Below are 489 nucleotides of genomic sequence, written 5' to 3'. Positions count from 1 at the left end.
CTTCAAACGTCGTACCGAATGCAACAAACATGCCCAAAATAAAGGACAGGTATTTGTCGATATCGGTCGCCATATTGACGCCGACAGGGGTTACCCCGGCCAAGAATTTGAAAATAACGGGAAATACCAAAAAATAGGCAAACGCCATACCGACAAAGAAAAGCGTCACGCTGGACAACACCAGCGGCGTAATCAAGCGTTTTTCGTTTTGGTATAAGGCAGGAGCGACAAACGCCCAAACTTGATACAGCGTGTGCGGCAACGACAGCAGAAATGCCGCCATCAGAGTAACCTTGACCGGCACAAAAAACGGCGCGATCACATCGGTTGCAATCATGCTGGTATCTTTAGGCAGATTGGCCATCAATGGTTCGGCAACAAAGGTATAGAGCTGCTGGGCAAACGGCATCATACCCAAAAAGCAGACGACGATACCGATGACGATCCACATCATGCGGCGGCGCAGCTCGAGAAGATGCTCGATAAGCG

1 protein-coding gene is annotated in these 489 nt (G+C 49.7%); it reads right to left on the bottom strand.

Annotated features, from left to right (window positions below; translation table 11 throughout):
• Positions 1-489 (bottom strand): twin-arginine translocase subunit TatC (gene tatC, locus ACTHUR_RS19300; protein ID WP_440400403.1); only part of this gene is annotated, 489 nt, incomplete at both ends.

The sequence above is a fragment of the Neisseria sp. P0021.S007 genome (assembly GCF_051956855.1).
Note: the sequence above shows the minus strand (reverse complement) of the source record. Positions and strands in the feature narration are given on the sequence as shown.